The organism is Haladaptatus sp. CMSO5, from assembly GCF_036689885.1.
In the GTDB taxonomy this organism is placed as follows: domain Archaea; phylum Halobacteriota; class Halobacteria; order Halobacteriales; family Halococcaceae; genus QDMS2.
In genome coordinates this window covers 1,065,540-1,083,954 of the sequence record NZ_JBAHVW010000001.1, presented here as the reverse complement: position 1 = coordinate 1,083,954, position 18,415 = coordinate 1,065,540, and the positions used below count along the sequence as shown (strand labels likewise).

At 63.0% G+C, this 18,415-nt stretch carries 19 protein-coding genes and 1 tRNA gene; 8 read left to right on the top strand and 12 right to left on the bottom strand.

The features are described 5' to 3' along the window. Nucleotides 1–67: 67 nt before the first annotated feature. From V5N12_RS05740 to V5N12_RS05725, 4 genes are read left to right on the top strand one after another with little or no spacing between them, the layout of a single operon-like run. Nucleotides 68–697: a Yip1 family protein gene (locus V5N12_RS05740; RefSeq protein ID WP_332898194.1), complete on the top strand. Its 630-nt coding sequence runs from the start codon at nt 68–70 to the stop codon at nt 695–697. Further along, a complete protein-coding gene (locus tag V5N12_RS05735) occupies nt 694–2,178 on the top strand; it encodes a hypothetical protein (protein ID WP_332898193.1) in 1,485 nt (494 codons plus the stop codon). Before V5N12_RS05740 ends, V5N12_RS05735 begins: the two co-directional genes overlap by 4 nt. Next, complete coding sequence (locus V5N12_RS05730; protein ID WP_332898192.1) at nt 2,165–2,866, top strand: ABC transporter ATP-binding protein; 702 nt, start codon at nt 2,165–2,167, stop codon at nt 2,864–2,866. The genes V5N12_RS05735 and V5N12_RS05730 overlap by 14 nt, the downstream gene beginning before the upstream one ends. Beyond that, on the top strand, nt 2,859–3,995 hold the full coding sequence (locus V5N12_RS05725; protein WP_332898191.1) for an ABC transporter permease: 1,137 nt from the start codon (nt 2,859–2,861) through the stop codon (nt 3,993–3,995). The genes V5N12_RS05730 and V5N12_RS05725 overlap by 8 nt, the downstream gene beginning before the upstream one ends. A 3-nt stretch (nt 3,996–3,998) precedes the next feature. Here V5N12_RS05725 and V5N12_RS05720 read toward each other — a convergent pair whose 3' ends face one another. The 4 genes from V5N12_RS05720 to V5N12_RS05705 form a co-directional block, all read right to left on the bottom strand. Then, nucleotides 3,999–5,018, bottom strand: a complete 1,020-nt coding sequence (locus V5N12_RS05720) for a metal ABC transporter permease (RefSeq protein WP_332898190.1) — start codon at nt 5,016–5,018, stop codon at nt 3,999–4,001. After that, the gene (locus V5N12_RS05715) at nt 5,015–5,758 is read right to left on the bottom strand and encodes a metal ABC transporter ATP-binding protein (protein WP_332898189.1); all 744 of its coding nucleotides are present in this window, start codon (nt 5,756–5,758) and stop codon (nt 5,015–5,017) included. The genes V5N12_RS05720 and V5N12_RS05715 overlap by 4 nt, the downstream gene beginning before the upstream one ends. Beyond that, a complete protein-coding gene (locus V5N12_RS05710; RefSeq protein WP_332898188.1) occupies nt 5,755–6,822 on the bottom strand; it encodes a metal ABC transporter substrate-binding protein in 1,068 nt (355 codons plus the stop codon). The genes V5N12_RS05715 and V5N12_RS05710 overlap by 4 nt, the downstream gene beginning before the upstream one ends. Nucleotides 6,823–7,005: 183 nt before the next feature. After that, complete coding sequence (locus V5N12_RS05705) at nt 7,006–8,448, bottom strand: amidase (protein ID WP_332898187.1); 1,443 nt, start codon at nt 8,446–8,448, stop codon at nt 7,006–7,008. 115 nt (nt 8,449–8,563) lie between these two features. Here V5N12_RS05705 and V5N12_RS05700 point away from each other — a divergent pair, with 115 nt between their 5' ends. After that, nucleotides 8,564–8,791, top strand: coding sequence for a hypothetical protein (locus V5N12_RS05700; RefSeq protein ID WP_332898186.1), 228 nt, complete (start codon nt 8,564–8,566; stop codon nt 8,789–8,791). A gap of 14 nt (nt 8,792–8,805) precedes the next feature. Here the strand turns inward: V5N12_RS05700 and V5N12_RS05695 are convergent, their stop codons facing one another. Next, nucleotides 8,806–11,148: a heavy metal translocating P-type ATPase gene (locus V5N12_RS05695; protein WP_332898185.1), complete on the bottom strand. Its 2,343-nt coding sequence runs from the start codon at nt 11,146–11,148 to the stop codon at nt 8,806–8,808. Nucleotides 11,149–11,300: 152 nt separating this feature from the next. On the opposite strand from V5N12_RS05695, the gene V5N12_RS05690 reads away from it, so the two are divergent. Continuing rightward, nucleotides 11,301–11,510, top strand: a complete 210-nt coding sequence (locus V5N12_RS05690) for a hypothetical protein (protein WP_332898184.1) — start codon at nt 11,301–11,303, stop codon at nt 11,508–11,510. Nucleotides 11,511–11,525: 15 nt separating this feature from the next. Here the strand turns inward: V5N12_RS05690 and V5N12_RS05685 are convergent, their stop codons facing one another. Then, nucleotides 11,526–11,963, bottom strand: coding sequence for an ester cyclase (locus V5N12_RS05685; RefSeq protein WP_332898183.1), 438 nt, complete (start codon nt 11,961–11,963; stop codon nt 11,526–11,528). Nucleotides 11,964–12,049: 86 nt separating this feature from the next. After that, complete coding sequence (locus V5N12_RS05680) at nt 12,050–12,982, bottom strand: DMT family transporter (protein WP_332898182.1); 933 nt, start codon at nt 12,980–12,982, stop codon at nt 12,050–12,052. A 153-nt stretch (nt 12,983–13,135) separates the two neighbouring features. On the opposite strand from V5N12_RS05680, the gene V5N12_RS05675 reads away from it, so the two are divergent. Next, on the top strand, nt 13,136–13,882 hold the full coding sequence (locus V5N12_RS05675; RefSeq protein WP_332898181.1) for a PHP domain-containing protein: 747 nt from the start codon (nt 13,136–13,138) through the stop codon (nt 13,880–13,882). A gap of 46 nt (nt 13,883–13,928) precedes the next feature. On the opposite strand, the gene V5N12_RS05670 is transcribed toward V5N12_RS05675, so the two are convergent. After that, nucleotides 13,929–14,012, bottom strand: a tRNA-Ser gene (locus V5N12_RS05670). A gap of 105 nt (nt 14,013–14,117) precedes the next feature. On the opposite strand from V5N12_RS05670, the gene V5N12_RS05665 reads away from it, so the two are divergent. Then, nucleotides 14,118–15,068 carry an AAA family ATPase gene (locus tag V5N12_RS05665; RefSeq protein ID WP_332898180.1) on the top strand — a complete coding sequence of 317 codons (951 nt, stop codon included), beginning with the start codon at nt 14,118–14,120 and terminating at the stop codon, nt 15,066–15,068. A gap of 12 nt (nt 15,069–15,080) precedes the next feature. On the opposite strand, the gene V5N12_RS05660 is transcribed toward V5N12_RS05665, so the two are convergent. The 4 genes from V5N12_RS05660 to V5N12_RS05645 are packed head-to-tail and all read right to left on the bottom strand — an operon-like array spanning nt 15,081 to nt 18,384. Beyond that, nucleotides 15,081–15,578, bottom strand: coding sequence for a DUF7519 family protein (locus V5N12_RS05660; RefSeq protein WP_332898179.1), 498 nt, complete (start codon nt 15,576–15,578; stop codon nt 15,081–15,083). Next, nucleotides 15,575–16,894: a DUF58 domain-containing protein gene (locus V5N12_RS05655; protein ID WP_332898178.1), complete on the bottom strand. Its 1,320-nt coding sequence runs from the start codon at nt 16,892–16,894 to the stop codon at nt 15,575–15,577. Before V5N12_RS05655 ends, V5N12_RS05660 begins: the two co-directional genes overlap by 4 nt. Further along, a complete protein-coding gene (locus tag V5N12_RS05650; protein ID WP_332898177.1) occupies nt 16,895–17,470 on the bottom strand; it encodes a DUF7269 family protein in 576 nt (191 codons plus the stop codon). It lies immediately after the preceding gene. Next, nucleotides 17,467–18,384: a DUF4129 domain-containing protein gene (locus tag V5N12_RS05645; RefSeq protein ID WP_332898176.1), complete on the bottom strand. Its 918-nt coding sequence runs from the start codon at nt 18,382–18,384 to the stop codon at nt 17,467–17,469. Before V5N12_RS05645 ends, V5N12_RS05650 begins: the two co-directional genes overlap by 4 nt. Nucleotides 18,385–18,415: the final 31 nt, after the last annotated feature.

Genomic DNA, 18,415 nt, shown 5'->3' with positions numbered 1-18,415 from the left:
CATGACGAGTTGTGTGATATACCGTACCCCTGATACAGTTAACTCCCCTCGAAACTAACGTGAAGTGATGATTCTCGACCTTATCACCAACCCGGACGCGTTCTTCCGGGAAGAGGCCGAGTCACCACGGCTTTGGGGAGCCGCTGGAATCGTGTTCATCGCGGGGGGTCTGGGTGCTATCGCGTCGTACCTCTTACTCTCTCGCATCGTTTCCGTACTCCCGGCCGAAGGTGGCGGAGCAGTATCGCTTCTCGTATTCGCATTTGGAATAGGTGGCGCACTCGTCGCACAGTTCGTCATCTGGCTCGTATTCGCCATCCTGTTTCACGTCATCTCCATCGTCTTCGATGGCGAGGGCAAATTCACGAAAACGCTCGCATTGACCGGGTGGGGCTTTTTCCCCTCCATTTTCGGTGGAATACTCGGCATCGGGGCGATGTACCTCGCACTCCAAGGCATTCCCGCGCCAACGTCACCGGAGGCAATCCAAGCGTATTCACTCGCCGTCACCCAGAGTTCGACGCTCCGACTCGCGTCGCTCGTGGGCATCGTGTTCACGCTCTGGAGTGCGTTCCTCTGGGCGTTTGCCGTGAAACACGCGCGAAACCTCACCTTCAGACAGGGCCTGTACACCGTTGCGATTCCCGTCGGCATCAACATCGCACTCGCGGTGTTCGGCCAGGTGTTCACGCTATGAAAGCGCCCCTCGTCGCGGCGCTCATCGTCTGCTCGCTGCTCACGCCGATGGCCGTCGTCGCCCAAGAAGATGCGTTCATCTCGGTCACGGGCGCGACCACCACACCGGAATCGCCCGCAGTTGGCGACCTCGTGACGGTGACGGCGACCATCCGCAACTCGGCCGGAAGCCAGCAAGCGTTCGAGGTTCGGTCGGTCGAACTGGTCGCTCGCACCGGAAATACGGAGTACGACCAAGTGGACAACATCGGCACGATTTCGCCGGGTGAAAGCCTGAGCGTCCCGCTCACGACGACGTTCGATGAGGCGGGCGTCAAACGCCTCGAACTCGAAGTGCGCGGGCGGAGTGTGAACGGGTCGAGCGAAACGGTTCGCTACCCCGTCACCATCGACGTACGCTCACAGGAAGCCGCCGGAACGGTGCCGCGCGTCCAAATTCTCTCTGAGACGCTCGTCTCGAACACCGAGAGCGTCGTGACGGTTCGCGTTTCGAACGGCGGGGAAGCCACGCTACGGGACCTCGACCTCACGCTGTCGGGTCGGGAGATTACCGTCGAAGACAACGCGCGAGTGCTGCCGCGGCTCGAACCCGGCACGCTCACAACGTTCAACTTCACCGTCGAGAGCCAAGATCCCGGCAGGACGGCCATCGACGCGCGACTCGACTACGCGACCGCGAGCGCACGGCGCTCTGTCACGACGACACGCGACGTAACAATCGAACCGCTCAATGAGAACGTCGTGGTCGAAGCGAGCGTCGTAAGCCTGCCAGAGACGGACACCACCGCCACACCGCCGGTCTCCGTCGAAGTGCTCAACTTGGGGAACGCCGCCATCGAAAGCGTCGTCGTCACGGCCACGGTTGACGGCGTGCCGGTCGCACGCACCCTCATCTCGGAGATTGACGCAGACAGCACCAGTGTTGCCCGCCTCAACCTTTCCGGGGTGACCGACCCGGCCGACCTCGTCATCACGGCCAGCTACGACATGGGAACCGTCGAAGGGTCGAGCCAAACCTCGCTCCGCTACACCCCGCGCGTGGGTGTCGTCTCGCTCACCGGCATCAACACCGAGTTCGAAGACGGCAAACTCCACATCACCGGAAGTGCGAGTAACGTCGGCCAAGGCACCGCAGAGAGCGTCGTCGTCCGGGTCGTCCCCGCAGACGGCGTGACGCCTGCCCAGCCGTTCAAAGAGTACTTCGTTGGCACGGTGCCACAGAGTGATTTCGTCGTGTTCGATCTCTACGCCGTGGTCAGCGACAACGCGACCGCCGTCCCCGTGAGCGTCACCTACCTCGCAGGCGGCGAAGAGCGCTCGGAGACGGTGCAGGTTCGCATCGAAGACTCACAGCCAGCGACTGCCCCACAAGACGATGGTGGCTTCAGCCTCCCACTCATCATCGGGGGACTGTTCATCGTCTTGCTCGTGGTCGGCGTCATCGGCTACGCTTGGCGCAACTCACGCAATGGCACTCGTTGAACTGCGCGACGTGGTCAAGCGCTACGAACTCGGCGGCGAGACGCTCACCGTCCTCAAGGGCGTGGATTTCACCATCGAAGCCGGCGAGTTCGTCGCGGTGATGGGGCCGAGTGGCTCCGGCAAATCGACCATGCTCAACATGATTGGCCTGCTCGACGAGCCAAGCGAAGGCACCGTCCTTCTGCGCGGTGAGGACGTGACCACGCTTTCAGACCGCGAGCGCACCAAAGCCCGACAGGGAGCGATTGGCTTCATCTTCCAAGACTTCTACCTCATCCCGTCGCTCACCGCGACCGAGAACGTCGAACTCCCGACGCTGTTCGGCGGTGCCGGAAACAAGAAGGGGCGTGAGAAAGCCATCGAGTTGCTCACGGACTTCGGCCTCGGCGACCGCTTAGACCACCTCCCGAAGGAACTTTCTGGTGGTCAACAACAGCGCGTCGCCATCGCGCGGTCGCTCGTAAACGAACCCCAAGTCCTGCTCGCAGACGAGCCAACGGGGAACTTAGACCAGAAAACCGGCAAGGAGATTTTAGACCGCCTCCGGGAGATTTGCGATTCTGGCGTTGGCATCATCGCGGTTACCCACGACCCGAACGTGGCCGCCTACGCAGACCGCCGGGTCAACATCGTAGACGGCGTCATCGACGGCGACGATGCGCTTGCGCGGGAGGACCACGATGCTTGAGCCACTCTACCGACGATTCCCGTCGGTGATGATGGCGCGGCGCAACCTGACGCGCAACAAGGTTCGCTCTGCGCTCGCCATGCTCGGCATCGTCATCGGCGTCCTCGCCATTGCCTCACTCGGTATCTTCGGCAACACGCTCCAAGTGAGCGTCACCGAGTCGCTTGGCGACATCGGGAGTGAGATCATCGTCTCACCCGCGTTCGACGAGGGTGTGAGTTTCTTAAACGACCGCGACGTCCAGAACATAGAACGGGCCGCCCCCGGCGCGAGCGTCACGCCGGTTGCCCAAGGACAGGGGGTGGTTGAGTTCAGCAACGAACGACAGGTGGTGCAACTGTTTGGCGTCTCCCGACCGGGCGACCTCTATGAAGCAGAATCCGGCACGCTCCCGCCAACGCTGCGAAGCGGCGCGCTCATCGGGACGAACCTCGCGGAGAATCTCGGCGTGCGCGTCGGCAACAGCATCATGGTCGATGGGAAAAGTTACCGCGTGACCGCGATTCTCGCGGCGAGTCAGGCGTTCTCACCGACCTCCGCGAGCAATGCTGTTGTCCTGCCAATCGATGAGTTCCCCGCCCGCGAGTACGACCAAATCGTGGTCGATGCGGGGACGGGCCTCGAAGCCAACGCCACCGCAGACGCCATCCGCAAGTTGAACGACCGCGACACCCGCTATGAGGTGTTCGAGCTCGCAGACATCTCAGAGCAGATCACCCAAGCGTTCGACGCCATCGGCTCGTTCCTGATTGCGATTGGCGCAATCTCGCTCGTCGTCGCGGGTGTGAGCATCCTGAACGTGATGCTCATGAGCACCATCGAACGACGCACCGAAATCGGCGTGTTGCGCGCCGTTGGCGTCCAGAAAGTCGAGATTCTCGGCATCATCCTCGTCGAGGCACTGCTGCTCGGGATTCTCGGCGGCGTCGTTGGCATCCTGCTGTCGGTTGTCGCGGGCATGGCAGTGAGCCAGTTCATCCTTGGCGACCCGTGGGGAGTGTTCACCGTGACGAACTTCGTGTTCATCGCCCAGGCCTACGGCTTCGCACTCGGCGCAAGCCTGCTCTCTGGACTCTATCCGGCGTGGCGCGCGGCGAATCTGAATCCCGTGGACGCGCTTCGCGGGTGAAAATCAGTCCGAATCCGATTCTGCGGTTTTCTTTTTCGTGGTGATGCTGCCGAGTTCCGGCACGGTATCGTCCGTAACGCGCGTCTGGAGTTTGCCAAGTGCGACGGCTCCGATGTAGAGTGCGACGGCGACGAGCACGATGACGCCGCCTGCGGTCGCCCCGCCGTAGTAGGAAACGGCGATGCCGAGCAAGACGGCGAGTTCGGCGAGGACGACCGAGACAACGAGCGACTCTGAGAAACTCCGCGAGACTTGCGTTGCCCCGGCAACCGGGACGACGAGCATCGCGGCGACGAGAATGACGCCCATAATCTGCATCGCGCCGACGACGACCATCGCGGTGAGCATGACCATCACGCGGTTGAACCACGTGACCGACAGGCCGGAGACGGCCGCGGCCGTCTCGTCGAAGGTGACGTACAGCAGTTGGTTGCGAAACAGCGCAACCGTGCCGACGATGATGACGAACAACACGAGCAAGATGGCGGCGTTCTCGGCCGAGACGGTTGCGAGGTTGCCAAACAGAAACTGATTGACGCCAACGGCGAGACCGCCCGCGTTGATGCTGATGAGCACCGACCCGAGGGCGAACCCGGTCGAGAGAACGATTGCCATCGACACGTCGTTGTAGGCGTCAGTCGCCTCGGAGATGAGTTCGATGAGCAACGCGGCGAGGATGGCGACGACGACGGCCGTGAGATACGGCGAGACGCCGAGGTTGAGCACGGCGTTCAAGAACAGCCCAATCGCAACGCCCGCGAAGGCGGTGTGAGCAAGCGCGTCCCCAATCAACGCGAGTTGGCGATGGACGAGGAACGTCCCGATAAGCGGGGCCATCACGCCGATACAGAGGCCGACGAGGATGGCTCGGTGCATGAACTTGTACTCGGGGCTGATGAGTTCAAGGCCGGTCAGGTGGTACAGTTGGGTGAGAAGCCAGTACCAGAGGTCGAGCAGCACGTAGAGCGGCGTCAGCACGGGGTCAAGCGGGCTTGCCTGTAGGAGTACGTCGAAGGGAATCATTGAACTCCTCCGATGGCGGTGGCAGTGCCGAACGCCCGCCCGAGGGCGTTGCTCTCTATGAACTCGTCGGTCGGGCCGTCGAAGTAGATGCCCCGATTGAGGCAGACGACGCGCGCAGCGTGTTCGGTCACTGCGCCGAGGTCGTGTTCGATGAGCAGGATGGTGATTCCCTGTTCGTTCAGCGCAGAGAGGAGGTCGTAAAACGCCTCGACCGACTCTGCGTCAACCCCGACGGTCGGTTCGTCTAAGACGAGTAGGTCGGCTTCCCCAGCGAGGGCACGCGCGATGAATGCCCGCTGGCGCTGCCCGCCCGAAAGCTGGGTTACCCGGCGATTTGCGAACGCGGTCATCCCGACGGTGTCGAGCGCCCGGTCAACAATCGCCCAGTCTTCCTGCGAGAGACGACCGACCCCGACGTGAGGGAACCGGCCCATCTTCACGACTTCGCGCACCGTGATCGGCATCTCCTTTGAGGCACTCGCGTGCTGGGCGACGTAGCCGATTCGCGCGCCGTCGTCGAATGCCTGCGACGGTTCGCCGAACAGCTGCGCGGTGCCCTCGTCGGGCTGGAGCAATCCGAGCATGAGTTTCATCAGCGTCGATTTCCCCGAACCGTTCGGTCCGACGACGGCGACGTACTCGCCTGCCTCGATGTGGAGCGAGATATCTTCGACCACCGGCGTTGCGGTGTAGCCAAACGACACAGCAGAGAGGTCGATGACGGGGCTCGGCGCGCTCATTCGAAGTTTCTCCACTCGCTGTCCCACCCGTCGAGACCGACCTCTGCGGGCGTTTTGTTCCCGAGAACGACCTCGAAGGTGGGCATGTTGATGTTGTAGGCGATTTCCTCGTAGCCCCAGTTCTCTGCAACCCAGTCCTCGCGGACGCCCGCATACGGCGTGACTGGGTAGTACGCTTCGACCGGCGTCTCTGCGAGCAGTTGCTTTGCGGGCTTTCGCGTCTCGAAGACGCCTGCGCCGATGTACTTGATGTCGTGTTCGTCGATAACGTCCTTCGCTTCCGTGATGTCGCTCGGTTTCACGTCGCCACTCGCCGCGAGGTTCACGACGAGCGGGCGCATCTCGACGCCGTAGCGCACGCCGATGTACTGGAACGCGTTGTGCGCCGCGAGTTGGACGACCTTGCGCTCTGCGGCGTCGAAGACGGCTTGGTAGTCGGCGTCGATGCGGTCTAACACATCGGTTTTGTACGTTGCTGCGTTCTCAGCGAAGGTGTCTTCGTAGTCGGGGAAGTTCTCGATGAGACCGGCGCGGATGTTATCGACCGACGTTTTCGCTCGCTGTGGATCGAGCCAGAAGTGCGGGTCTTGCCCGCGGCCGTCGCCAACACCCTCTTCTTCCGGGTCTAAGCTCGCGGCGAGGTCGACGAGTTCGACGCCTTCGCGGGCGTTGATGAGCGCCGTATCGACGTTGTCGTCTTTGAGCGTCTGAATCGCGCGGTCAGCCCACGGTTGGAAGCTCTCGCCAACGTGGAGAAACGCGTCTGCCTCGATGATGTCCTTCGTAACGCTCGCGTTCGGTTCCCAACCGTGGCCGTGCAGGCCGGTCGGAACCAAATTCTTCACCTGTACGGGCGTGTCTTCGGCGATTTTCCGCGCGAAGTCGAAAAAGCTGAAGAACGATGCTGCGACGACCGGGTCGTCGCCGGTGTTCTCAGCGCCACCACCCGCAGTCGCCCCGCCACCGGTACAGCCAGCGAGTCCTGCCGTCAGTAGTCCCGCCCCGGAAGCAAGCGCCTGTCGGCGCGTCAACAGTCCAGTCGCCCGTTGTTGCGAATCAGTCATAGTTATCGGAGTTAGATTGAGGAGGATATTTAATACTATTGGTCTAACTAGAAGTTTAGACGAGTCTAATTTGTGGTTAATGATTAATTTCCAACATCACAAGCGAGTGGAGAGGAACTGCGATAGTATCCTGTAGCGACAGCTACGAGTCGGGCCGACCAGGAAATGTAGTTTGGTTTTCAGTTAGTTCGGCGGACGGTGAGCGTGCCACGACGCGACTTTTTCGAACGCTCGACACGCCGCGAGCACCACGTCGTCTGCGTGACGACGGCCAACGACTTGCATCCCGACCGGTCGGGCGTCTACGGCTCCCGCCGGAACCGACGCCGCGGGGTGGCCCGTCAGATTGAACGGGAGCGTGAGATACCAGCCCGTGTACGGGTCGATTTCCTCGCCGTCGATTTCTTCGGGGCCGTAGATACCGCGCTCGAACGGCGGCGTGCCCATCGTCGGCGTGAGGAGGAGATCATACTCGGCAAAGAAGTCTGCAAGGGCATCGACCACCTTCGTCCGGACGGCGTTCGCCTCGCTGAGCGCCATCATCGATTGCTTCTTCCCGAGGTGTGCCATCGCGCCGAACGCCGGACTCAGGTCGTCTCCGTGTTCGGCGAGGTCAACGCCAAAGGCTTCCTCTGAATGTTCGACCGTCCACGAAACCCGCGCCTGAAACAGGGTGCGCGCGGCGTCTTCGACCTCGTCCCAGAACTCTGAGAACGCCGGGTCTGCGCGTTCGACCGTCATCCCCGCTTCTTCGAATTTTTCGGCCGTCTCGTCAGCAATCGCACGCACGCTGTCTGCGACGGTGAACGCCTCCATGTCCGGCGAGTAGGCGACTGTGAGGTCGGAGACGGGCTGGTCGAGCGCGGATAGATAGCTTCCCTCAGGTGCTGGAATCGAGAAGGGGTCGTGTGCTTCGGGACCAGCGAGCACGTCCATCGCCAACGCCGCGTCCTCGACGGTGCGCGTGAGCGGTCCGGAGTGGACGAACGGCCACGCGTCGATGAAGCCGTCCGGCCGACTGCGATGTGGCACGCGCCCGAACGAGGGTTTGAGGCCGAAGATGCCACAGCACGACGCCGGAATACGAATCGAGCCACCCGCATCAGAACCGAGCGCGAGCGGAGCCATTCCGTCTGCAACGGCGGCGGCGCTCCCGCCCGACGAGCCGCCTGCGGTGTACTCGGGCGCGTAGGGCGTCCCCGAGGTGCCAAACAGTTCGTTGTCGGTGATGGCGACGTGCCCGAATTCGGAGGTGTTCGTCTTGCCGAGGACGATACCGCCCGCGGCTTTCACCCGGGCAACTTCGAGGGCATCCTCATCAGGGACGTACGCACCGAGCGGCTTCGACCCGAAGGTCGTCTGGATGCCCGCCGTCTCGAACAGGTCTTTGATGGCGACCGGAAGCCCACAAAGCGCGCCCGGGTCGTCGCCGCGTGTGAGAGCATCTTCGGCTTCGCGGGCCGCCTCGCGGGCGTCGGCTTCGACGAGGTGAACGTAGGCGTTCGTGCGCTCGTTTCGCTCCTCGATACGGGCGAGATAGGCGTCTACCACCTCGACCGGCGAAAGGTCGCCAGCGCGTATTTGCCGAGTCAGCGACGCCGCAGATTCGAAACACAGGTCAGTCATGCTATGTGGGTTTCTCACACGGTGTGAAAAGTGTAGGTTTGACGGCAGCGAGGGGTGATTCGGGCTTGCTCCTGAAAGGCGAACTGACTTCGCACACGGCGTAGACGCGTCACGAATGTGGCGAGACTGGCCAAACAGACAACCATACGGCCATACCGGGAAATTCCTCCTGCTCTGGGCAGCGCTGTTCGTGTGGGTCGGGTCGCTTGTCGCGCTCAAACTCGTGTTCAACGCGGGCAACGTCGTGCTCACCGTCGCCGCGGTCGTCGTGGGCGTGGCGGTACTCTACGCCGTCCGGCCAGTGTTCGTACACGCGCTCACCGACGAGAAGCGGCTGAAGTAGCGCAACCGACGTTCTCAAACGCTGTCGCCAACCGCGTCGCCAAACGCGTCGTCATCCGGTTCGATTCTCGAGAGTCGCATCGCGTTACCGGTGACCACCGTCGTCATGCCCACGTCACCGGCGAGCACCGCGACGACGACGGAGACGAACCCGAGGGGGATGCCAACGGCGAGTATCGCTTTGACGGCGAGACTTCCCCAGATGTTCTGGCGGATGACGCCGTTTGCCTCGTGGGAGAGGTCGTAGAGGTAGGGCAACCGCGAGAGGTCGTCGGCCATGAGCGCGATGTCTGCGGTTTCGATGGCCGTCGCGGAGCCTGCCGCACCCATTGCGATGCCAACCGTCGCGGTGGCGAGTGCGGGTGCGTCGTTGATGCCATCGCCGACCATGGCAACCGAGTCGTACTCCGCGAGCAGTCCTTCGACGGCATCGACTTTTTCCTCGGGAAGGAGGCTCGCGCGGTAGTCGTCTACGCCGACCTGTTCTGCGACAGCCCGGGCCGTGCCTTCGTTGTCGCCGGTGAGCATCACCGTGTGGACCCCGCGTTCTTTGAGGGCCGAGACGACGGCTTTGGCCTCGGGGCGGACGGTATCGGCTACGGCGATGAGGCCCTCGATATCGTCTTCGGTGCCGACGAGGATGACGGTCTTCCCCTGTGCTTGGAGGCGCGGAATGGTGTCGGAAACGAGGTCAAGACAGCCGTCGCGCTCACAGAGCGTCTTCGTCTCTGTGGGAAGGTCGCCCGCGCTCGTCGTGAAGTGGACGTGCGCCAAATCAAAGCCCAAGTCCTCGAACAGTGCGGGCTTTCCAGCGTAGTGGGTTTCGCCGCCGAGGTCTGCCCGCACGCCCTTCCCGGTCAGACTTTCGAACTCGTCTATGTCCGCGGTGTACTCTGCGTCCGCGTGGGCGGTAATGGCCGAGGCGATGGGGTGTTCGCTGCGCGATTCGACGCCCTGTGCGCATTCGAGCACGTCGCTTTCTGAATTACCGTTGAGCGGAATCACGTCGGTGACCGACAGTTTGCCCGTCGTGAGCGTCCCCGTTTTGTCGAAGGCGACGGTTTCGACCTCACCCATCGCTTCGAGGTGACTGCCGCCTTTGATGAGCACGCCGTTTTTGGCGGCGCTCGTCACGCCCGACACGACCGTCACGGGCGTCGAGATGACGAACGCACACGGACACGCGATGACGAGCAAGGCAATCCCACGGACGAACCACTCGACCCACACCGCACCGAACAGAAGCGGCGGCACGGCCGCCGTGAGGATGGCTGCGGTCACCACGACCGGCGTGTAGTAGCCCGCAAAGCGCTCGACGAACTGCTCGCGTTTGGTCTGTTTTTCCTGTGCGCTTTCGACGAGGTCGATGATGCGCGAGAGGGTGTTGTCGGCGGCGGTGGCCGTCACTTCGACTTCGAGATAGCCCGCCTCGTTGAGCGTCCCGGCGTACACCTCGTCGCCCCGTGCCTTATCGACGGGCACGCTTTCGCCGGTGATGGGCGCTTGGTTGACCGCACTTTCGCCCTCTACAACCGTGCCGTCGGTCGGAATCTTCTCCCCCGGTTCGACGACGACGAGGTCGCCAATTTCGAGGTCATCGACCGACCGTTCGTGGGTGTGGCCGTCGTGTTTGACGGTGGCCGTCTCGGGGGCGAGCGAGAACAGTTCTGCGAGCGAGGTGCGAGCGCGCTCGATGGAGCGTCGTTCGAGCAGCTCAGCGACGTTGAACAGGACGGCGAGCGACCCGGCTTCGACGAACAACTCCACCGACGGAATGGCGAGCGTGACGCCCGTCGCGGCGAGGATGGCGACGCTCATCAGGAAGTCGATGTCGAGATTCAGATTCCGCGCCGAGTAGTAGCCGTTGCGGACGATGACCTGTCCACCGACGACGATGGCCGCGAGAAACAGCACGTCGGAGACGACGAAGGGCCGAGTGAGGACGGTTGCGACCGTGACGTTCACGCCCGCGAGGAGGAACTCAAAGAGGAGGGCAGCCGCGAGGAGGACGCCGCTCACGGCCGTCTGTTTCGCGCGGGTCGAGTGCCAGACCGAGGTTGTGTCGTCGTTCGCAGACTGGGTGGCTTCGGCTAAATTCGTCACCTCGTAGCCCGCACGGTCGAACGCCGCGAGAACGGCGTCGCTCGTGGTCTGTTCTGCATCGTAGACGACCTCTGCCTTTCCGGTCGTCGGGTGGAGGTCGTACTCCACGACGCCCGTCACGTCGTCGAGGGCGTTGCTAATCTTCCCGGCGCACGACGCACAGTCCATCTCGGGAACAGAAAGGGAGAGTTGTTGCCGGTTGTTCCCGCCATGGCCGCGTCCATGGCCAGAAGCCGCAGGCGAGTCCGCAATCATTGGCTGTTTTTCGTGGTCACGGGTTATTAATCAAGCTGCCATTTGTGGGGCGGGATTTAATAAAATTCGCTATTTTCTTCGGTCCGAGTTAATAAATCGAGGCGAGCCAGCGCAAACGCGCGACTTTTGCGTTCGTAGATAGAAGGCAGGATATGGAACGGACGACTGAGGCCGTGGTCGCGGTGTTACCCTTCCTCTTGTTGGGCATCGCAGACATCGTCTTACTGCTCTTTTGGGGGCTCGACCCGCTCTGGGGGTTCATGATTCTCCCACCCATTCTGTTCATGAGCGTCCTCGCCTGGGTCGGGTTCAAAAGCGGCTTCATCGGGAAGGACGTCGATGACGCCCAGCGCCCCGGGTAGTACAAAAAGCGGTGATTAGCTGCCCTGTTCGGGGAGCATGCCGACCTGTTGCATCAGCGAGAGGCCGTCTGGAATCGCCCACGTTTCGACGACTTTCCCGTTTTCGATACGGAATTCGACTGCGTCGGTGACGGTAACACGCTTGTTCGTCGCCGGAATGCCGTTTAATTCGCCCGTGTGCGTTCCCTGACTCGTCCCGCGGGTGACGACGCGGTCGCCCTCTGCGATGATGTCGTCGATGGTGTACGACGTCTCAGACAGTCCGGCGTGAATGGCTCTGAAGTACTCTTTTACGCCTTCCGGACCCATGATGTCACCGTCAACGGTCACATCGTGGCCGACGTACTCAGGTGCACAAAGCTCGTCAATTGTGTCGTAATCCTGCCCCCAGAGCGCCTCCAGCGATTTTCGGGCAACGTCTTTGTTCTGCTCGATGGTTTGTGTATCAGCCATGGCTTTCCACCAGTCATACAGACGATAGGCGAGGCGATAGCCATTGACCAACTTCCAGAAAACGGGGACTGTCAGGCGTTTTTGCATCAAGAATCCGCGTGCGTTCGCAGCCGCGAGACGACCGCGCCGACGCTATCGAGCAACGCCGCTCGTTTGACGAGTGCGAACCCACAGAAGATGGCGAGAAAACCGAGCACGCTTCGCGCGCCGATGAGCGTCCCGAACAGGACGAAGCTGAGCAGCGTCGCCCACACGGGTTCGAGGTAGCCAATCAGGTTGATTTGAATCGGGCCAAGGCGGTCTAACAGGTCGAAGTAGATGAAAAAGGCAACCGCTCCAGAACCGACCGCGAGGTAGGCAAGCGAGAGGAACGCCGTCTGCGTCCACGCGATGGCCACGAACGACTCCCCGCGCGCAAGCGAGACGACGTGGAGCAGTGCCGCCCCGAACACCATCGCCCACGACTGCACCGATTGGACGGGAAAGTCCGTCCGAATCGGGCGCGTGAGCACTGCACCGAGGGCGAAACTCACCGACGCCACGAACACCGTAGCGATGCCGAGGACGTTCGCCGTAAAGAGGTTCTGTGGGTCGGGATTGGCGATGATAGCGACGCCGAGCAGTCCGCAGGCAAGCCCCACCAGCCCGAGTGGACGGAGGCGTTCGTCGGGGAGCAACACGCTCGCAAACGCCGTCGTCAACACCGGGCTGAGGCTGATGATGACCGCTGCAATCGCTCCCGGAACGTGGCGCTGGCCGAGGTACAAAAAGGCGTGGTGGCCCGCGATGAGAAACGTCCCCGAGATGCCCACGATGAGCCACTCCGTCCGACGGCGTGGCAGCCAGCGGTCGGTCGTTAGCGCCGCGTAGCCGAGCATGAGCGCCCCCGCGAGGTAGTAGCGAAGCGCGGCAAAGAGGATGGGCGGGAAAAAGTCGAGCCCAATCTCGATGGCCACGAACGACCCACCCCAGAGCAGGCCAAGAAGGGCGAACAGCGCAGCGGTCTGCTTTCGGCTCACACCAGATACTTTGGGTGGGCGACGAAAAAGCTGGCTTCTCTGGCAAGCGAATATCGCCATTGCGAACGGTGTTGAAGAGAACTCCAATCTGGAATCAGTCAGTCGGGCAGAACGCTTAACACGCTCTTTGCAGTTGCCTCTGACACGAGAAAAATGGCCGGCACAATCTCCGTTCGTATCGACCCCCACGTCCACTCCGAGGGGTCGTACGACGGCCGGGAGCCTGTCGAGTTAATTCTCGACCACGCGAGCGACATCGGACTGGACGGCGTGGTCATCACCGACCACGACACCATCGAAGAGTCCCGGAAAGCCGCCGAATTAGCCCCCGACTACGGCCTCATCGGTATCCCCGGCGTCGAAGTTTCGACCAAGGCCGGTCACCTGCTCGCACTCGGCGTCGACCAACGCCCACCCCGAGGTGAGACCTTCGCAGACACCGTGTCCCGCGTCCGCGATCTCGGCGGTATCGCAATCGCGCCCCATCCGTTCCAGCGCACCCGCCACGGCGTCCGCAAGCGCAATCTCACCGACTGCGACGGCATCGAGGTGTACAACTCCATGCTGTTCACCGGGTATCGAAATCGCCGCGCGGACAAGTTCGCAACGCGCCACGACTACCCCAAAATCGGCGCGAGCGACGCTCACTACCTCCCGAACATCGGCCGCGCGTACACGAAAATCCACGTCGACGAAGCCGACGTGTCCTTCACCAAGGAGACGCTGACCGGCGACCTGCTCATCGACGCGATTCGTGACGGCGACACCACGTTTCACGGGAAGCGGACACCGATTCACAAGAGCGCCCGCCAGTATTCGATTGGTGCGAGCCGAAAATCGCTGTATCTGCTGACCTCGCAGTTGTCGTTTCTCCCGACCTTCCCGGCGTCAATGGAGTGAGGCGGTTGCGACAACACTGTCGCTCACGGGTTGTAGAAATGTGGTACGCCGAGAGTGAGATTTGAACTCACGAGTCCGAGGGACAGTTGCTTTCGAGGCAACCGCCTTGGCCGGGCTAGGCTATCTCGGCTCCATCAGAGACTTCCGGCGTGTTGCGTTTATCCGTTTCGATTTTTGCTGGCCCGAAAGCATGAAATCCGGTAGACATAAACGCCCGCCGGACCGCGATATGTGCATGAATGTCACGGAGGCGAGTGCGGAGTGTGCGGCCGTCTTAGACGGTGTGAGCACCGCCGTCATCGCAGAGCGCGACTTTCTCGAAAGCGTCCTCATGGGTATCGTCGGACAGGGCCACGTCCTCATCGAAGACGTGCCCGGGACGGGCAAGACGCTCACCGCCCGGAGCTTTGCCAAAGCCCTCGGCCTCTCGTTTTCGCGCATCCAGTTCACGCCCGACCTACTTCCCTCCGACGTGACCGGCACCCACGTCTTCAACGAAGGCGACCGCACCTTCGAGTTCACCGAAGGGCCCATCTTCGCAAACGTCGTGCTCGCAGATGAGATAAACAGAGCGCCGCCGAAGACCCAGGCCGCGCTGCTCGAAGCGATGGAGGAAAAACAGGTGACGGTCGATGGCGACACTCACCAGCTTCCCGATCCGTTTTTCGTGATGGCGACGCAGAACCCCGTCGAGCAGGAGGGAACGTTCGCGCTCCCCGAGGCGCAGGTAGACCGCTTTGCCGTCAAGACGGCGATTGGCTACCCGAACGAAGACGGCGAGTTCGACCTGCTCAAGCGTCGGGCGGCCCGTCGCGTCCAGAGTCCGTCGGTCGAGCGCGTTCTCACGACCGAGCGCGTGCGTGCGCTCCAGCAGGCCCCTGAAAGTATTCACGTCGAAGACGACGTGCTGCGGTACATGGTCGCCATCTCACGCGAGACGCGCGCCGACCCGCGGGTCAGAATCGGCGTGTCGCCGCGTGGAACCCAGCGGTTGTTCGAGGCCGCACGCGCCCGCGCGGTCATCGTCGGCCGCGAGTACGTAACCCCTGATGATGTGAAACGAATCGCTCCCGCGGTGCTCGCCCATCGCGTCGTCCTCACACCGGATGCGAAAATCAGCGACATCACGAAAGCGACCGTCATCAAAGACGTACTCGACGAGGTCCCGGTCCCAACCATCGACTGACCGACAGCTAACTTATCCGCGAAGCACGGACGTGAGCACCAGCGCGCCGATGAGCAACAGCACGAGCGCGGTGAGCGAGTTGGTCGTCATCGCCATGAGATAGACGACGTAGCCAAGCATCCCAACGAGCGCGACGACGGCGACACTGCCGCCTGCGTGAACGAGTTGTGCGCGTTTCGTCGGTGCGTTTCTCCCCAGTTGCTCCCCGAGACCGATTGCGTTCTCACCGACATCCCATGCGAGCACAGTCGCGCCGATGCCGAACAACGTGAGCGGGATAGAAAGCCCCGATACCCCGGCGAAAAGGAGTGCGACGAACAGCACGCCTGCGCCGAGTGTTACCGCGACGCGCCGCCCGCGGAGGATGCCAATGGAGATGCTGAGAACGCCCGCGAGCGCGAGCAACACCGTAGACGGGCCTGCGTAGGCGGCGACGAACACGGCAACCAGCGCAACGCCCATCGTGAGCACCCGGCCAAAATCGGGTGGCGTTCGGTCGATATCGGTCATTGGGCGAGCCTCCGCGTGGCCTTTGCGAGCGTCTCGGGGAGCGATTCAACAGCGGGCCAATCGATGACGCGAATCCCAACTGCGCGCAGATTCGACAGCCGCGTCTGGCGCTCGATGCGGGCGAGTCGCTGGCCCGGCGTGGCCGTCGCCGTCGGGTCGGGGCTGAGAACGGTCACGAGGTGGCCGTAGGCGTCGAAGCGGCGGGCGAGTGACGCGATGTAGTCGTCGCACATCGGGGAGATAAGGACGAGCTGGGCGTGGCTCGGCAGTTGTTTTCGAAGCTGGTTGACTCGGACTGACGGGTAGAACGGGCCGGTCGGCGGCGTCGCTGCGAGCGATTCGTGAGTCGAAAGCGCTTCTCTCACCCGGGCGCGGTGTTCGCTGTCAGAGCGCGGGCCAAGCCAGAGCGGTGTCGGTGAGAGCGTTGCCACGCCCACTTGGTCGCCCTGTGCGAGCAACGACACGAAGGCGTGGGCCGCGGCATCGACGCTGCGCACGACCGCCGGTTGCGAGTCCTCGTCGGGGGCGACGTATGCGGCGTCGCGAGCATCGATGAGCAACACGACGGTTGCGGCGCGCTCTTCACGGAATTCGAGCGTCGAGAGTCGCCCCGTCCGGGCTTTGCGATTCCAGTCGATGCGTCCGAGCGGGTCGCCGGGACGGTACTCTCGCGTGGCGAAAAACTCGATACCCGACCCGCCCGTGTCGGTTTCGACCTGCCCGGCGTACTGTGAGGTCTGGGTGCGAAGCGGAAACGTGCCGACCGGGGGCAACGGCGCGACGCAGGCGATGGACGAGTCGCACTCGATTTGAACCGCTCGCTCGACCGTCCCGGGCAGGTTCCGCGCGAGGGCGAGCAGTGGCTGGAACTGGTGACCGCCGCGCACCGCTTCGATGGTATATGAAAGGGTCACAGATTCGCCCGACTTGAGCGCGGTTGCACACCGCGGTGAGCCACCGACCACGTCCACACCCGGCGGAACGCCGTCGGTGAGTCTGAGGTCGGTGAGCCTGCCATCGCCGTCGTTCGTCACGGTCGTCGTAACCTCGACTTCCTCGCCGGGGTCGGGCCTCTCCGTCGAGACGGTTCGTGACACCTGCAGCGAGACCGCAGGTGGGGTTCGAAGCTGGGCGTAGGCGGCGAAGCCAACGCCGAGGACGCCCGCGAGCAACACGGCGGGCCGATTCGTGAGAACGCCGAGCGCGCCCGCGATGAAGGCGACGACGCTGATGCCCGTCCACCGGCCAGTCTGTCGGTCGATGTTCGTTCCGAGGGCTGGGAGGGCGTCCGGGTCGGGGCGCAGGTGCTCGCGCATTCAGCGCTCCTCCGTGATGAGCCGTCGGTTGAGCGCGTCGATGACGTGCCGGGCGCGCTGTTGAAAAAGCGACTCGCTCATGAGCGAGGTCTTGAGAAAGCCACCGAAGAAGCCAGCGTCGTCTACCTCCGCGGCGAAAAACGCCGCGGCGTGAACGTCGTCCGTCCACGTCCCCTCGCGGAGTTGGGCGTTGGCCTCCGCTTCCGAAAGGCCGCCATAGCGCGTGAGTACGTCGATGGTCGCCCGTTCGAGCCGGTCTCTGACGGCATCTCGACGCCGAGCACCGCGCATGCGCCCCATCGCCCCGAGGACCCCGAACCCTTCGTCGAACTCGGTACCGGGAATCGTGACGGGGTCACGGTACTCGACCGGGTGTGTCGTGGCCGCCTCGTCGGTCGAATTGAGGCGGTCTGTGGCCGCACTCACGGCCTGGACGAGCGCCACGACGCCGAGGATGGTGACGAGAAGTTGGGTCTGGCTGACCCCATCGAGAAGGCCGGGAACGAACGCGACGGCGATACCGCCGAGAACCGCACTCGCCCCGAGAAGGGAGAACAGCACGCGACTCACGTTCATGTCGCGTCCGCTCCGAAGGTTCGTTCGATGCGTTTGAGCGCGCTCACCGCGCGACGTTCGTGTTCTTCGGTGGCCGACTGGCCGCCGTAGCGCACGTCCTCGAACAGCCGCGTGAGTTCGGCAACGTCCTCACGTTCCATTCCGGCAGCGACGGCCGCGTCTGCGAACTCTGTGGGCGTACTCGACTGTGGATTCGGGAGGTCGAGGTGGTCGGTCATCGCCTTCCACGCGCGGTACACCTCGTTTTCGGGTTCGCCGCCGAACTGTTCGATGCGACGAGCCGCGCGACCGGCGACCGCGCCGAGTTCTGCGACTTCGGCTGATGGCGCGCCGGGAACCGTCGCTTCCTCGTCGTCGCCCCGTACGGACTTCGTGTACGCGAGAATACCGAGCACGAGGACGAGACCGAGGAGGATGGCGACCGGCGTCGAGACGGCGGGTTGGGGGGAAACCACCGAGTTCGTCACCTCACCGAGCGTGCCGCCCCCAGGCAAGGCAATGCGGTCACCAGAGCCAAACCCACCGGACCCGCTTTCGAACGAAAAGCCGCCCGCACGGAGCAGGTAGTACATGAACACGGCGAGGAAGATGCCGACGCCGAATACGAGGACGGGGCCTTTGACGCCATAGTCTTTGTAGAGGACGACGGTGCCGACGAGCGCGCCGATAACGATGAGGATTCCAAGGAGTTTCGAGAGGAGGCGATAGAACGGCGAGGCCGCTTCCTCGACTGGTTCGGGTGGGGCGGGGCCGCCAAAGGAGAACTCCTCGTCAGGGCCGACGCCGATATCGCTTCCCCCGACGCCAGCACCCGGCGACGACGCTGCGGTGGCGTCGAGATTCGCAGCCGCGACCGAGAGAGCGAGTACCGAGAGGAGGGCGATGGCGGCGAGCGCAACGTGCTGCCGGTTCACACGAAACGTAGGCCGCGGGCAGAGTTTAGGT

Excerpts from the sequence above, each read along its gene's own strand:
- V5N12_RS05740 (WP_332898194.1), top strand. The coding sequence starts at position 68 with ATGATTCTCGACCTTATCACCAACCCGGACGCGTTCTTCCGGGAAGAG.
- V5N12_RS05735 (WP_332898193.1), top strand. The coding sequence starts at position 694 with ATGAAAGCGCCCCTCGTCGCGGCGCTCATCGTCTGCTCGCTGCTCACG.
- V5N12_RS05730 (WP_332898192.1), top strand. The coding sequence starts at position 2,165 with ATGGCACTCGTTGAACTGCGCGACGTGGTCAAGCGCTACGAACTCGGC.
- V5N12_RS05725 (WP_332898191.1), top strand. The coding sequence starts at position 2,859 with ATGCTTGAGCCACTCTACCGACGATTCCCGTCGGTGATGATGGCGCGG.
- V5N12_RS05720 (WP_332898190.1), bottom strand. The coding sequence starts at position 5,018 with ATGATTCCCTTCGACGTACTCCTACAGGCAAGCCCGCTTGACCCCGTG.
- V5N12_RS05715 (WP_332898189.1), bottom strand. The coding sequence starts at position 5,758 with ATGAGCGCGCCGAGCCCCGTCATCGACCTCTCTGCTGTGTCGTTTGGC.
- V5N12_RS05710 (WP_332898188.1), bottom strand. The coding sequence starts at position 6,822 with ATGACTGATTCGCAACAACGGGCGACTGGACTGTTGACGCGCCGACAG.
- V5N12_RS05705 (WP_332898187.1), bottom strand. The coding sequence starts at position 8,448 with ATGACTGACCTGTGTTTCGAATCTGCGGCGTCGCTGACTCGGCAAATA.
- V5N12_RS05700 (WP_332898186.1), top strand. The coding sequence starts at position 8,564 with ATGTGGCGAGACTGGCCAAACAGACAACCATACGGCCATACCGGGAAA.
- V5N12_RS05695 (WP_332898185.1), bottom strand. The coding sequence starts at position 11,148 with ATGATTGCGGACTCGCCTGCGGCTTCTGGCCATGGACGCGGCCATGGC.
- V5N12_RS05690 (WP_332898184.1), top strand. The coding sequence starts at position 11,301 with ATGGAACGGACGACTGAGGCCGTGGTCGCGGTGTTACCCTTCCTCTTG.
- V5N12_RS05685 (WP_332898183.1), bottom strand. The coding sequence starts at position 11,963 with ATGGCTGATACACAAACCATCGAGCAGAACAAAGACGTTGCCCGAAAA.
- V5N12_RS05675 (WP_332898181.1), top strand. The coding sequence starts at position 13,136 with ATGGCCGGCACAATCTCCGTTCGTATCGACCCCCACGTCCACTCCGAG.
- V5N12_RS05665 (WP_332898180.1), top strand. The coding sequence starts at position 14,118 with ATGAATGTCACGGAGGCGAGTGCGGAGTGTGCGGCCGTCTTAGACGGT.
- V5N12_RS05660 (WP_332898179.1), bottom strand. The coding sequence starts at position 15,578 with ATGACCGATATCGACCGAACGCCACCCGATTTTGGCCGGGTGCTCACG.
- V5N12_RS05655 (WP_332898178.1), bottom strand. The coding sequence starts at position 16,894 with ATGCGCGAGCACCTGCGCCCCGACCCGGACGCCCTCCCAGCCCTCGGA.
- V5N12_RS05650 (WP_332898177.1), bottom strand. The coding sequence starts at position 17,470 with ATGAACGTGAGTCGCGTGCTGTTCTCCCTTCTCGGGGCGAGTGCGGTT.